Annotated in this window: 12 protein-coding genes; 11 read left to right on the forward strand and 1 reads right to left on the reverse strand. The window is 65.3% G+C overall.

The genetic code is table 11. The features are described from left to right. Positions 1-39 precede the first annotated feature (39 nt). The 9 genes from ACSQ23_RS12560 to ACSQ23_RS12600 all read left to right on the forward strand — a co-directional run bounded on the left by ACSQ23_RS12560 (position 40) and on the right by ACSQ23_RS12600 (position 8792). A complete protein-coding gene (locus ACSQ23_RS12560) occupies positions 40-1326 on the forward strand; it encodes an ABC transporter substrate-binding protein (RefSeq protein ID WP_055879818.1) in 1287 nt (428 codons plus the stop codon). 112 nt (positions 1327-1438) lie between these two features. Further along, entirely contained in the window at positions 1439-2320 is an 882-nt protein-coding gene (locus ACSQ23_RS12565) for a carbohydrate ABC transporter permease (RefSeq protein ID WP_197421198.1), read from the forward strand. After that, positions 2317-3144 (forward strand): carbohydrate ABC transporter permease, encoded by an 828-nt coding sequence (locus ACSQ23_RS12570; protein WP_055878412.1) that lies wholly within the window; start codon positions 2317-2319, stop codon positions 3142-3144. Before ACSQ23_RS12565 ends, ACSQ23_RS12570 begins: the two co-directional genes overlap by 4 nt. Before the next feature lie 267 nt (positions 3145-3411). Further along, on the forward strand, positions 3412-4827 hold the full coding sequence (locus ACSQ23_RS12575; protein WP_055878414.1) for an MFS transporter: 1416 nt from the start codon (positions 3412-3414) through the stop codon (positions 4825-4827). Between the two features lie 160 nt (positions 4828-4987). Then, complete coding sequence (locus ACSQ23_RS12580; protein WP_055878415.1) at positions 4988-5308, forward strand: hypothetical protein; 321 nt, start codon at positions 4988-4990, stop codon at positions 5306-5308. A 152-nt stretch (positions 5309-5460) separates the two neighbouring features. Continuing rightward, positions 5461-6588: an NADH:flavin oxidoreductase/NADH oxidase gene (locus ACSQ23_RS12585; protein ID WP_055995787.1), complete on the forward strand. Its 1128-nt coding sequence runs from the start codon at positions 5461-5463 to the stop codon at positions 6586-6588. A 72-nt stretch (positions 6589-6660) separates the two neighbouring features. Then, positions 6661-7797 carry a helix-turn-helix transcriptional regulator gene (locus tag ACSQ23_RS12590; RefSeq protein ID WP_055995783.1) on the forward strand — a complete coding sequence of 379 codons (1137 nt, stop codon included), beginning with the start codon at positions 6661-6663 and terminating at the stop codon, positions 7795-7797. Positions 7798-7880: 83 nt separating this feature from the next. Beyond that, positions 7881-8198, forward strand: coding sequence for a hypothetical protein (locus ACSQ23_RS12595; protein WP_055995780.1), 318 nt, complete (start codon positions 7881-7883; stop codon positions 8196-8198). A gap of 165 nt (positions 8199-8363) precedes the next feature. Then, the gene (locus ACSQ23_RS12600; RefSeq protein WP_055995773.1) at positions 8364-8792 is read left to right on the forward strand and encodes a hypothetical protein; all 429 of its coding nucleotides are present in this window, start codon (positions 8364-8366) and stop codon (positions 8790-8792) included. Between the two features lie 245 nt (positions 8793-9037). Here the strand turns inward: ACSQ23_RS12600 and ACSQ23_RS12605 are convergent, their stop codons facing one another. Then, positions 9038-10246, reverse strand: a complete 1209-nt coding sequence (locus ACSQ23_RS12605) for a multidrug effflux MFS transporter (protein ID WP_436090828.1) — start codon at positions 10244-10246, stop codon at positions 9038-9040. Positions 10247-10519: 273 nt separating this feature from the next. On the opposite strand from ACSQ23_RS12605, the gene ACSQ23_RS12610 reads away from it, so the two are divergent. Both ACSQ23_RS12610 and ACSQ23_RS12615 read left to right on the forward strand, forming a co-directional pair. Continuing rightward, on the forward strand, positions 10520-11146 hold the full coding sequence (locus ACSQ23_RS12610; RefSeq protein WP_436090829.1) for a TetR/AcrR family transcriptional regulator: 627 nt from the start codon (positions 10520-10522) through the stop codon (positions 11144-11146). Between the two features lie 390 nt (positions 11147-11536). Further along, positions 11537-13372 (forward strand): ABC transporter ATP-binding protein, encoded by a 1836-nt coding sequence (locus tag ACSQ23_RS12615; RefSeq protein ID WP_436090830.1) that lies wholly within the window; start codon positions 11537-11539, stop codon positions 13370-13372. The last annotated feature ends 61 nt before the right edge of the window (positions 13373-13433 follow it).

Here is a 13433-nt window from a genome sequence, read left to right on the forward strand (position 1 = left end):
GGACCCATGGCGGCCACAAGGGAGGAACTATCAATGCTGATGCGCAATCTGACGCGTGCGGCGCTGGCAACCACCGGCATCGTCGTGATCATGGCGGGCGCCGCAAGCGCGCAGGACAAGGTCAAGGTGACCTTCCTGTTCGACAACGCGCCGTCGACGGTCGCCATGGCCGAGGCCCTGGCCGCCGCCTTCGAGGCCAAGAACCCCAATATCGACATCGAGACTGAAAGCCGCCCGGGCGGCGCCGATGGCGACAACCTGATCAAGACCCGCCTCGCCACCGGCGAGATGAGCGACGTGTTTCTCTACAATGCCGGCTCGCTGTTCCAGGCGATCAACCCGGTGCAGAACCTCGTCGATGTCACCGATGAGCCGTTCCAGGCTAATGTCATCGACAGCTTCAAGGCCACCGTCACCGGCACCGATGGCCGGGTCTATGGCGCGCCGATCGGCACCGCGATGGGCGGCGGCATGCTCTACAACATCCCGATCTACAAGGAGCTGGGCCTGAGCGTACCGAAGTCATGGGCGGAGTTCATGGCCAATAACGAGAAGATCAAGGCGGCCGGCAAGACCGCGGTGATCCAGACGTTCGGCGAGACCTGGACGTCGCAGCTGTTCGTCCTCGGCGACTTCTACAACGTGCAGGCGGCGGTTCCGACTTTCGCCGCCGACTATACCGCCGGCAAGGCCAAGTACGCCACGACGCCCGCCGCCATGAAGGGTTTTGAGCGCCAGGAAGAGGTGTTCAAGGCCGGCTACCTCAACGAGGACTTCGCCGCCGCCACCTTCCCTGACGGCGTCACCAAGATCGCCACCGGCGAAGGCGCGCATTACCCGATGCTGTCGTTCGCCGTCTCCAACATTAAGGAACTGGCGCCCGAGCACATCAACGATGTCGGCTTCTTCGCCATTCCCGGCGATGACGCGGCGAGCAATGGCCTCACCACCTGGATGCCGGCCGGTCTCTATATCCCCAAGACCTCGAAGCACCCGGACGAGGCCAAGGCGTTCGTCGCCTTCGTCGCCTCGATCGAGGGCTGCGATGTCCAGACCCAGTCCGCCGGCGCGACCGGTCCCTACCTGGTGAAGGACTGCACCCTGCCGGCCGACGTGCCGCCGGTGGTCTCCGACCTGCTGCCCTACTTCCAGGAAGGCGGCCACAGCGCCCCTGCCCTCGAGTACCTGTCGCCGATCAAGGGCCCGGCGCTCGAGCAGATCACCGTGGAAGTCGGTTCGGGCATCCGTTCGGCCGCTGACGGCGCCGCGCTCTACGACGAAGACGTCAAGAAGCAGGCCCAGCAGCTCGGCCTGCCCGGCTGGTAATCGCGCCATCTGCGTGTGAAACTTGGCGTCCGGCCTCACCGGTCGGACGCCAACACCTTGGACTTGGAGGAGGACAGGTATGGCAGTTGCGGTCGCTGAGGGCTCGGTGCCCATTGCAAACCCGCGCCGCAAGTCGCGCACGGCGGGGCTCTATCCGAGCTGGTTCTACCTTCCGGCGGCCATCATCTTCGCCGTGCTGTTCATGCTGCCCACCTTTGCGTCGCTGTTCTTCAGCCTGACCCGGTGGACGCTGCAGAAGGCCGACTTTATCGGGCTCGAAAATTTCGCCCAGTTCTTCCGCGAGCCCTTCCTGTTCCAGGGCCTCGTCAACACGCTGATCTATGGCGTCGTCACCTCGGGGCTCAAGGTGGTGCTCGGCATGCTGCTGGCGCTGCTGCTCACCTCCGACATTTTCGGCCGCGGGTACCTCCGCGCCGTGGTGTTCTTCCCGGTGCTGGTCTCGACCGTCGGCGTCGGCATCACCTTCACCGCCATGATGCACCCGACCCAGGGGCTGATCAACGAGACGCTGGCTTCGATCGGCATCAAGGGGCCGGGCTGGCTCACCGATCCGCGCTTCGCACTCTACTCGGTCGCACTGGTCGATGTGTGGAAGGGCGTCGGGCTCGCCACGGTGATTTACATCGCCGGCATCGTCTCGATCCCGCTCGAATATTATGAAGCCGCCAAGATCGACGGCGCCACGCCGTGGCAGCGGTTCTGGACCGTGACCCTGCCGCTGGTGCATCCGGCCACTGCGACAGTGATCATCCTCAGCTTCATCGGGGGCCTGCGCTCCTTCGACATGATCTGGGCGATGACCAAGGGCGGTCCCGGCTTCACCTCCGACGTTATCGCGTCGGTGATCTACAAGCAGTACCAGGCCGGCTTCTATGGCCTCTCCACCGCCGGCAATGTCGTGCTGTTCATCATGGTCGCACTGATCATCGTGCCGCTCTCCATGCTGCTCAATCGCCAGGAGACCGACCGGTGAGACACGCCCAGCGCTACATTCTCGGCGGCATCGCGATCGCTGCGTCGATCGTGGTTTTCCTCGTGCCGTTCGCCTTCATCATCCTGACCGCGGTCAAGGACCGGCGGCAGGCGGCGACGCGCTCGTTCGACTGGCCGACCAGCTGGCACTTCTGGGATAACCTGATGGAGGTGCTCAGGACGCAGGACTACATGCTGGTCACGGCGTTCATCAACTCGATCATCCTCACCGTGGTGAGCGTCACGCTGCTGGTGGTGTTCGGCGCCATGGTTGGCTTCGTGCTGCAACGGCGGCCGTCGCGCTGGACGCCGATCGTCAATTTCCTGGTGCTGGCCGGGCTGATCATCCCGCCGGCGGTGGTGCCGACGATCTGGGTGCTGCAGTCGGTCGGCATGTTCAAGACCATGCACGGCATGATCCTGATCGAAGTCGCCTATGGGTTGAGCTTTACGATCCTGCTCTTCCGCGCCTTCGTTGCGACAATCCCGCGCGAGCTCGACGAGGCGGCGATCATCGACGGCGCCGGACCGCTGCGGCTGTTCTTCCAGGTCGTGCTGCCGCTGCTCAAACCGGTGGTGGTGACGGTGATCGTGGTGCAGTCGGTCGCCATCTTCAACGATTTCACCAACCCGCTCTACTACCTGCCGGGCAAGCAGAACGTCACGGTGCAGCTGACGCTGTTCAACTTCCAGGGGCAGTTCAACACCTCGCTGCACCTGCTCTTCATGAACATCCTGCTGATCACCATCCCGCCGCTGATCGTCTACCTGTTCTTCAACCGCCAGATCGTGGCGGGGATGACGGCGGGCGCGGTGAAGGGGTAGTTGCCGACTGAAGCAGACGGCCCCCTCCCATCCTCCCCCATGAAGGGGGAGGTGAAGAGTCGAGGCTCTGTCTTCGATCGTCCTAAGCACACCGGCGGGGCACCTCCCCCTTCATGGGGGAGGATGGGAGGGGGCCGTCTCTGTCAGTCGGGCTGATGTGTGCACCCGCGACACGTCGCCCGAAAATCCTCCGCCTCATCCTATTCGCCGATAGGCGTGGCCGGTGAATGATGTATTGGTACCATACTAGTCATTTGCATCCTCGCCATGTCCACACCGCTCAGCCCACACGCCCGCAACGTCGCCCTCGTGGTCGCCGCCACGCTGTTCATGCAGTTCCTGGACGGGGTGATCATCGTCACTGCCCTGCCCCGCATGGCGCAGGATTTCAACGTCGGGACGCTCGAGATGAGCCTCGGCGTCACCATCTACATGCTGGCGGTGGCGGTCTGTATTCCCGCCGCCGCCTGGCTCTCCGACCGGTTCGGAGCACGGCGCGTCTTCGTCGTGGCGATTGCGCTGTTTACGCTCACCTCGATCGCCTGCGGCATGGCAGAGGATCTCGGCCAGTTCGCCATCGCCCGGGCGCTGCAAGGCGCCAGCAGCTCGGTGCTGTTCCCGGTGGGACGCATCATCGTGCTGAGGACCGCGCAGAAATCCGAGATCGTCTCGGCCATCGGGCTCACCATCTGGCCGGCGCTGTTTGCCCCGGTGCTCGGTCCAGCGCTCGGCGGCTTCATCACCGAGTACATTTCCTGGCACTGGAATTTCTGGATCAACATCCCGCTCGGCATCATCGGCATAGCGCTGGTGCTGGCGATCGTGCCGAAAGACACCGAGTTCGCCGAGCGGCCGTTCGACGGTATCGGCTTCGTCCTGACCGGTATTACGCTGGGCTGCCTGCTCTACGGCTTTGACGCGCTGGTGCAGGGCGGGCTGCCGGTGTGGCTGTCGGCACTGCTGATCGCCATTGGCCTGGCCGTCGGCACGGGCGCGGTGTTCTGGCTGCTGCGCGCCGACCATCCGCTGATCGATTTGCGGACGCTCGGCATCCGCACCTTCGCCGCTACCGACGCCAAGGCCGGCGCGATCTTGAGGACCGCGATCAACGCCACGCCGTTCCTGCTGCCACTGATGTTCCAGGTCGCCTATGGCATGGATGCCCTGAGCGCCGGCGGGCTGGTGGTGATCTATTTCTTCGGCAATCTCGCCATCAAGGCGGTGACCACCCCGACGCTGCGCCGCTTCGGCTTCCGCAGCATCCTGACGGTCAATGGCGTACTGGCCGGCGTCTCCGTCGCGGCCTGTGGCCTGCTCGGGCCACAGACGCCGTATCTGCTGACGGCTGCCGTGCTGTTCATCGCCGGCGCCACCCGCTCGATGCAGTTCACCGCGCTGGCGACGCTGGCCTTCGCCGACGTGGATGCCAAACAGCGCAGCTCCGCCACCACCATCTCGAGTATGTCGCAACAGCTCTCGATGGTGTTCGGCGTCGCCGTCGCCGCCGGCTGCCTCAACCTCAGCCAGATGTGGCGCGGCGCGCCGACGCTCGGGGTGATCGACTTCCAGATTGCCTATCTGGTGATGGGCCTCGTCATCATCGTCTGTGCGCTGCAGCTGCTGACGCTCGAGCGAAACGCCGGCGCCGAAGTATCGGGCCACCAGCGGCCGCAGGCAGCCTGAGCTTTCCCTCCCCCTGCCCGCACGCCGCAAGCAGACCGATTGACTGCCCTCGTTGCTCTGCTAGCAATTGTCTCGGGGGAGACGGTGCGGCACGTCCTCTCGTCATTGGGGGGACAAGATGACTTCTGTATTTCGTACAGCCGCATCGGCGGCATGTCTTATGTTGCTGGCCGGCTGCAGCGGTGACGCCTGGATCACCGGCGGCGAGTTGATCCGCCCGGGTGAGCCCACCGGGACGATCACCGTGGTCAACGGCACCAGCCGGGTGATCGACGTCATCCTGATTTCCGAGTGCGGCGCCTCGACCTACGGGCTCGACCGGCTGCCCGACACCGTCGCCCTCGGGTCCGGGCAGAGCTACAGCTTCACTGTTTCGGCGGGCTGCTGGGATGTCGATGCTGGCTCGGTTGGCTATGGCGAAGCCCGTCAGCGCCTCAGTGTCGCCGCCAACGGCATCACCGAGTACACCGTTACCGACTAGCACGATCCCGTCGTTTGCCTTCGAGGCCGGGCTCCGGTCCGGCTGACACGGCCGCGTGGGCGCGCTGTCCGATCACTTCATCGGCACTTGCCGATGGATGCCGACCGGTGCATGGTGCGGCCGACTTCAACCCAGTGCAGCAAACCTCCCATATGTCCCAGCTTTTCTCGCCGTTCACACTGCGTGGCCTGACCATGCGCAATCGCACGGTCATCGCACCGATGTGCCAGTATTCGGCCCAGCACGGTCTCGCCAATGACTGGCACTTCGTGCATCTGGGGCGCTTTGCGCTCGGCGGCTTCGGCCTCGTCATCCTCGAGGCGACCGGTGTCACGCCCGAGGCACGCATCTCGTATGGCGACCTCGGGTTGTGGAACGACGAGCAGATCGCGCCGCTCAAGCACATCGTCGAGTTTCTGAAAGCCGAAGGCGCGGCGACCGGTATCCAGCTCGGCCATGCCGGCCGCAAGGCAGCGACGCCGATCGCATGGCGCCGCGGCTTTGATGAAACCGAAGCCGACAAGCGCGACTACGCCTACGAGACCTGGGTGCCTGAAGCCCCCAGCGCCGAACGCCATTCCGACAATCCCAATTTCCAGATGCCGCTGGCGCTCGACAAGGCGGGGATCCAGCGGGTCGTGCAGAGCTTCGCCGATGCCGCCCGCCGGGCTGACCAGGCCGGCTTCGATACGGTCGAGATCCACGGCGCGCATGGCTACCTGATCAGCCAGTTCCTGTCGCCGCTCGCTAACCACCGCACCGACGAATATGGCGGCAGCCGCGAGAACCGCATGCGTTTCGCCCTCGAGGTAACCGAGGCGGTCCGCGCCGCCTGGCCCGAGGACAAGCCGCTGATCGTACGGCTGTCGGTGACCGATGGCAGCCCCGGTGGCTGGGGCATCGAGGACTCGATCGTCTTGTCGCGCGAGATGCAAGCGCTGGGCGTCGACATGATCCACTGCTCGTCAGGCGGCTTCGACGGCTATTCGCTGAAGGCGGCGCCGCTCTACCAGGTGGAACTATCCAAGGCGATCCGCGCCGCCGGTGTTCCGACGATCGCCGTCGGGCTCATCGATGACGCGAACGATGCCGAGCGCATCCTCAACGAGGGCGAGGCGGATCTCGTGGCTTTTGCGCGTACCGCGCTCGAAGACCCCAACTGGCCGGTGCATGCGCGCCACACGCTGGAAGGCGGCGGCGATGCCTACCAGCTGTGGCCCAAGCAGGCCCGCAGCCGCATCCGCGACCGCGATCGCGCGCTGGGCATTCGACAGTCATAATACGACTCTTGCCAAACGCTCCCGACCCGACCTAAGGTCTCGGCGCCGGGGGCGTCCAGGCGGACTACCACAGTGAACGAGTCTGAGGCCCTCTCCGGGCTGGTCGGCCAGATCTACGACGCAGCCATCGATCCGGGCTTCTGGCCCGGTGTCTTGCGGGAAACAGCGCGGTTTGTCGGCGGCTGTTCCGCCGCCATCTACAGCAAGGACCCCACCAGTCGTTCAGGCGGCGTGCTCTATGACGACGGTGGCCTGTCGCTGGCCTATCGCACGGCCTACTTCGAGCGCTACGTGCAGCTCGACCCCGCCACGACGCGACACTTCTTCACCGAGATCGGCGAGCTGGTCTCCACCATCGACATCATGCCGCACGCCGAGTTCCAGCAGTCGCGCTTTTATCGCGAGTGGGTGCAGCCACAGCAGCTGGTGGATTTCGTCAGCACCGTGCTCGACCGCTCCGGGACCTCGGCCTCGATGTTCGGGGTGTTCCGCCACGAGCGCGACGGCATCGTCGATGAGGCGACGCGCCACCGCATGCAACTGGTGGTGCCGCATATTCGACGGGCGGTGCTGATCGGCCGGGCCCTGGAGCAGCATTCGGCGCGCGCCGAGGTGCTGGCGAGCTCGCTCGACACCATTCGGGCCGGCATGTTCCTGATCGGCGCCAACGGCGCGCTGGTGCACGCCAACGCCGCCGGCCATGGGCTGATTGCGCCGGGAGGACCGCTGCGTGTCGCTTCCGGCCGGCTCGTTACCACCGATGCCGCGCTGGAACAGTGCCTGCGCGACGCGGGCTCGTTCGACGAGGGGGGCGACGCACTGCTCGGCGAGCGCGGCATCGCCCTGCCGCTCACCGGCCCTGGCGGGGAGGCACTGGTCGCCCATGTGCTGCCGCTGAGCTCGGGCTTTCGCCGCCAGGTTCGCACCAGCACCGCTGCCGTGGCAGCGCTGTTCGTGCAGCGCGCCGAACTGCACATCGAAACGGCGCCCGAAGCGCTGATCCGCGCCTATGGACTGACGCCGGCCGAGTTGCGGGTGCTGCTTGCCATCGTCGAGATCGGCGGCGCGCCGGAGGTCGCCGAGGCGCTTGGTGTCAGCGAGACGACGGTGAAGTTCCATCTACGCCGGCTGTACGAGAAGACCGGCAGCCGTCGGCACGCGGACCTCGTGAAGCTGCTCGCCGGCTTCACCAGCCTCGCCAGCACATGACGGCCCATCCGATCGGAGGGCGAAGGCGCCGCGGGGATCGGCAATATCGGCGGCACGGGGGGCTCCTTCAACGGAGCCAAGTTATGACCAGATCGATGATCCTGCTGTCCGTGGTGTGCCTCTGCCTCGTCCCAGGCTTCGCCGCGGCGGCGACACGGGTCACCGAGCAGCAGGTCCGCAACGTCTGCGGCAAGAACCTGCAATCAGGCGGCGGCGCGATCGGCTGTTCAAAGAAATGCGGCAACACGGTCTGCGACTACGGCTGCTACAAGGACAAGTGCAACGTGATCGTGTTCAGGGCCGCACCGGCCGCCGGAACGCATGTGCCGATTGAGCGCGGATCCCTGCTTTCAGGCCCCGGCGAGTCACCTTCCCCACCGCCGCCGCCAAGCATCGAGTAGCAGCCCCCACCCGCGTTGCTACTTCGATACGGCCGGTGAGCCCCACGCTCACCGGCCGTTCATTTTCCCACGCTAATGATCCGACTTCCGTCGCAATCGCCGTGCCTCCTTGCATGCCGACAGCGCCGCACCCATCTTCGGATCACCACGGGAGAATGACGCCGAATGACCAGCAAAGCCGCCCTCTTCGCCTTGCTCGCCATGTGGGGCGTCGGCTCCACCAGCTGCCTTCCGGCTTTCGCCGAGGATACCCCCACCGAATCCGCCAGCGATGCCAAGACCAGCAAAGCCGGTCTCGTCGATCGGGTGTGGACCAAGGCCGATGGCGACCTGCCCGGCGTAATGAAGATCTTCCTCTCCGATGGCACGCTGGTGCAGGATTCCTGCTGGGAAACCCACCGGCTCTCCGCCTGGGAGCTCACCTCGGATACCGCGCTCAAGTGGAACGAGGACGGCATGGACATCAATGCCGACATCGTCTCCCTGACCGACGCCGAACTGGTGCTGAGCCTCAAGCTCGGCAGCGACGCGGTCGAGGAGAAGTATGTGACGGCGACTGTGCCGTATGTCTGCCCGGATATGCCGAAGAGCTGATTGCTCGACACGTCAGAGCGTGTGGCCACCCCCACCCTCGATCCCTCCCCACAAGGGGGAGGGAGACGCATACTGAGATTGCGGCTCTTGCTCCTCCCTCCCCCTTGTGGGGAGGGTAGCGCAGCTAGGCGAAGCCGTAGCGAAGCTAGGGTGGGGGTGGGCAGCCACCGACCTGTCAGTGGTCCCCCAAAAAGAAAAGGCGCGGAAGTTTCCTCCCGCGCCCGCTTCCCTGCATGGGATAGCTGTTATTCCGCCGGTGCGCCGACGACCGGGGTGACCGTGGTGCGGATGGTCAGCTGGGTCAGGATGAAGGCGAGGATGGCGCAGATGGCGAAGCCGACCACCATCGGGATGGCGGTGCCATCGTGGAAGGCTCCGACAATCCCCATCACCACGGCGCCGAGCACCATCTGCAGCGTGCCCATCAGGGCCGATGCGGTGCCAGCAAACTCGCCATGCTCTTCCATCGCCAGGACGCCAGTGGTCGGCAGCACCAGGCCGAGGAAGCCGAAGGCGATGAACATCAGGCCCGAAAGCACCCACATGCTGTCGATGCCGGCGACGAAGATGCCGGCCAGCAGCGCCATCGACAGCGCAAAGCCGGTTACCGCCGTGCGCACCACCCGCTGCAGGCCGAAGCGCTTCACCATGAAGCCGGTCGACTGCGACACCGCGAAGAACGAGACCGCGTTGACCGAGAAGGCGAGGCTGTATTCGGTCGGCGTCAGCCCGTAGTGCTCGATGAACACGAAGCTCGAATTGCCGATGAAGGCCATGAAGGCCGACATGCCGAAGGCGCCGATGAAGGTCAGCCCGAGGAAGTTCCAGTCCTTCAGCAGCATGCCGTAGCCGCGAATGGCGCTGCCGATGGTCGATTCGGTGCGCTGGTGCTTGGGACGCGTTTCCTTGAGCGCGACGATCGACAGGATCAGGCCGAACACGCCGACCGCACCCATCACCCAGAACAGCAGCCGCCAGTCGCCGAAGGCGATGACCACACTGCCCGCCAGCGGCGCAAGAATCGGCGAGATCGAGAACACCAGCATGATGAGGCTGAACAGCTGTGCGGCCTCGGCGCCGGTATACTCGTCACGCACGATGGCGCGCGGCAGCGACATTGCCGCGCAACCACCGATGCCCTGGATGAACCGCGAAACGATCAGCCACTCGACCGAAGGCGCCACGGCGCAGCCGATGGAACCGGCGATGAAGACCAGCGTGCCGATATAGAGCGGCGGCTTGCGGCCGATCATGTCGCTGATCGGACCATAGATCAGCTGTCCCACAGCGAAAGCGGCCATGAAGGACATCAGGCTGAGCTGCACCGACGCGTCGGTGACGCCCAGTTGCCCGCCGATTTCCGGCAAGGCCGGCAGATACATGTCGATGGCGACGGGGCCGATCACCGACAACAGGCCAAGCACGATGGCCATACGGATGAGTTTTGCGTTCATAGCAGTAAATCCCAACACTGCTTGTGTGACTGAGAGCGAGCAGGCGATCCGGCAACGAGCGTCGGACAGAGTTCGGCCGCGCGCGGATCACCCCCGCGCGTCGTTTGCCTCCCTCGCCGGTGTACCCGGTTCAGCTGCCGCTTGAATGACACCTGAGTCCACAAAATTGGACACTAGTGTCAAAGTGACTTTTGGACACTCTTGTCCAATTCGTCAAGTGCTATTATCATCCCTCGTATGGAGATCAGCCACGACCTCGTTCGCAGCCCTGCCATGCAGCGGGGGAACTACAACAAGCGATGCGCCATCATCAGCGCCGCCACGGCGGTGTTCGTGCGCGATGGCTATGTCGGCGCCAGCATCGACGCGATCGCCGAAGAGGCGAACGTCTCGCGGCAGACGATCTACAACCAGATCGGCGACAAGGAGCGGCTGTTCGTCGAAGTGGTGCGTGGCATCAACGAGCAAGGCAGCGCGCGGCTGGTCGAGACGCTCGCCACCTTCCCCGATGCGCCGCAGGATATCGGCCGCGAACTGGTGGAGTTCGCCATCCGGCTGACGCGCAATTGCCTTTGCGACGAGGGTTCGCGGGCGCTGCGCAAGCTGATCGAGAACGAAGGCAGCCGCTACCCCGAGCTGTTCGAGACCTGGAAGGACTATGGCCCGGGCAAGAACTGGCCGGCCATCTCGGCCCGCTTCGCCCGCCTGGCGCACGACGGCGATATCGAGCTCGATGACCCGGACCTGGCGGCCCGGCAGTTCATGGCGCTGATCCGCGCCGACCTGCCGAACGAGCCGGGCGAGACGGTCAGCGACGCCGAGCTCGAACAGGCCGCCCGCAACGGCGTGCGGACATTCTTGCGCGCCTACGGCAAGCGCGACGCCGCCCTGGCGCTGTAGAAGCTGGGCTGACGAGTTGAAGCACTCGCAGCCGAGATGGCCCACCGTCCCGCCTCCCCCACCGGCTGTCATCCCAGCGAAAGCTGGGACCCAACTCGCCTCCAGCGCAGGTGGTGTACCGGACGAGGGCGGAGCCCTCGCCGTGGGGTCCCAGCTTTCGCTGGGATGACACCGAGTATTTGGACCACCTGGTGCAACCGATCATGAGACGATCTACTCGAGTGTAGCCGACCGGCCACACCCAGCCTGCCGATCACAGGTCCCCCGGTTGCCCGGCGCGCAGGCTAGGCCTATGGTCCGCCTCCCAAACCGCTGCCCCCAGGGAGTTCAGAATGAAAGCGACGCTGTCCCACCAGAAAGGAGCCTATTTCAGCAAGGACACCCCGCTTCATGCCTTCTCACTCCCCGCGCGCGAGGAAAAACCCGCAGCGCCCTAACCGCTTTCGCAGCCTCTTCGTCAACTCGACCGACCCTGCTGCCCGGCAGCGCAATCGTTCGCGAGCGCGAAAGTTCGTCTCCTACTATCGGCCGCACCTGCCGCTGCTCGTGGCCGATCTTTGCTGCGCCATTCTCGTGGCCGGCACCGCCATCGCGCTGCCGCTCAGCGCCAATTTTGTGACGACGCGCCTGCTCGCCCTGCCCGAAGCGCCCGAGGCGTTCTGGCAGATCCTCATCATGGGCGCCGTGATGCTCGCCATTCTCGCGGTCGAGGTGGCGGCGACGTTCTTCGTCGACTACCAGGGCCACGTCATGGGCGCCCGCATCGAAGCGGCGGTGCGCCAGGAGCTGTTCGAGCACTGCCAGAAGCTCTCCTTCGGTTTTTACGACCGGCAGCGCACCGGCCAACTGATGAGCCGGATCAGCAATGACACGCTGTGGCTGGGCGAACTGTTCCATCACGGCCCGGAAGACCTCGCCATTGCGGTGTTCAAGTTCGGCGGCGCCATGCTGGTGCTGTTCTTCATCGATCCGGTGCTGGCCGCCCTGATTCTCGCCCTCACGCCGTTTGCTGTGGCTTATGCGCTGCATTTCAACCGGCGGATGAACCGGGCGCTGGAACGCAGCAAGCAGCAGATCGCGGCGGTGAACGAGCGGGTCGAGGATGCGCTGGCCGGCATCCGGGTGGTGCAGTCCTTCACCAACGAGGGGCTGGAGACTGATCGCTTCGCCGAGCAGAACCGCCGCTTCGTGGTGAGCCGCGCCGACGGTTATCGCTCGGAGGCCTGGTTCTCGGTCGGCACCGAGAGCTTTGCCCAGCTCGTCACCATCATGGTGGTGGTGGTCGGGGCGCTGCGTATCCTCTCGGGTGAGCTGACGGTCGCCGAGATGCTGACCTTCCTGCTCTGCGTCGCGGTGCTGGTCGATCCGATCAAGCGGCTCGCCAACTTCGCCCGCCTGCTGCAGGAGGGCTATACCGGGTTCGTGCGCGCCATGGAGATCCTCGAGGTCGAGCCCGATATCACCGACCGGCCCGGTGCGGCGCCGATGCCGGTGCCGCGCGGGGCGATCCGCTTCGACGACGTGACCTTCCGCTACGAGTCGAGCGGGCCGCAGGTGCTCAGCAGGCTGTCGCTCGACATCGCGCCGGGTGAGTTCGTAGCGCTGGTCGGCCCGTCTGGAGTGGGCAAGAGCACGCTCTGTGCGCTGATCCCGCGCTTCTACGATGTCGATGCGGGCGCCATCCGGATCGATGGGCGCGACATCCGCGATGTGCAACTGGCCTCGCTCCGCCGGCATGTCGCGGTGGTGCAGCAGGATGTCTACCTGTTCGCCGGCTCGGTGGCCGAGAACCTGCGCTATGGCAGGCCCGACGCCACCGACGCCGAGGTCGAGGCCGCCGCTCGGGCCGCCAATGCGCATGAGTTCATCATGGCTTTGCCCAACGGCTACGACACCGATGTCGGGCAGCGCGGCGTCAAGCTCTCGGGCGGCCAGAAGCAGCGCCTCACCATCGCCCGCGCCTTCCTCAAGGACCCGGCGATCCTGATCTTCGACGAGGCGACGAGCGCGCTCGACAACGAGAGCGAGCGGGCGGTGCAGCAGGCGCTGCTGACCCTCGCCAAGGGACGGACCACCATCGTCATCGCGCACCGGCTCTCCACCGTGCGCCATGCCGACCGCATCCTGGTGCTCACCCGCGATGGCGTGGCTGAAGAGGGAACGCATGAGGCGCTGGTGGCGCGGGATGGAGTTTATGCGGCGCTGCATAGTGTGGCGAGTATCTAGCGGGGGAACTGGCCACCTGTCCCTTCTCCCCTCAGGGGAGAAGGTGGCCGAAGGCCGGTTG

It is taken from the genome of Devosia sp. LjRoot16, assembly GCF_964252795.1.
Taxonomy (GTDB): domain Bacteria; phylum Pseudomonadota; class Alphaproteobacteria; order Rhizobiales; family Devosiaceae; genus Devosia_A.

Bases quoted from the DNA above. Each gene is read 5' to 3' on its own strand.
- ACSQ23_RS12560 (WP_055879818.1), top strand. From the start codon at position 40: ATGCGCAATCTGACGCGTGCGGCGCTGGCAACCACCGGCATCGTCGTG.
- ACSQ23_RS12575 (WP_055878414.1), top strand. From the start codon at position 3,412: ATGTCCACACCGCTCAGCCCACACGCCCGCAACGTCGCCCTCGTGGTC.
- ACSQ23_RS12580 (WP_055878415.1), top strand. From the start codon at position 4,988: ATGTTGCTGGCCGGCTGCAGCGGTGACGCCTGGATCACCGGCGGCGAG.
- ACSQ23_RS12585 (WP_055995787.1), top strand. From the start codon at position 5,461: ATGTCCCAGCTTTTCTCGCCGTTCACACTGCGTGGCCTGACCATGCGC.
- ACSQ23_RS12595 (WP_055995780.1), top strand. From the start codon at position 7,881: ATGACCAGATCGATGATCCTGCTGTCCGTGGTGTGCCTCTGCCTCGTC.
- ACSQ23_RS12600 (WP_055995773.1), top strand. From the start codon at position 8,364: ATGACCAGCAAAGCCGCCCTCTTCGCCTTGCTCGCCATGTGGGGCGTC.
- ACSQ23_RS12605 (WP_436090828.1), bottom strand. From the start codon at position 10,246: ATGAACGCAAAACTCATCCGTATGGCCATCGTGCTTGGCCTGTTGTCG.
- ACSQ23_RS12610 (WP_436090829.1), top strand. From the start codon at position 10,520: ATGCAGCGGGGGAACTACAACAAGCGATGCGCCATCATCAGCGCCGCC.
- ACSQ23_RS12615 (WP_436090830.1), top strand. From the start codon at position 11,537: ATGCCTTCTCACTCCCCGCGCGCGAGGAAAAACCCGCAGCGCCCTAAC.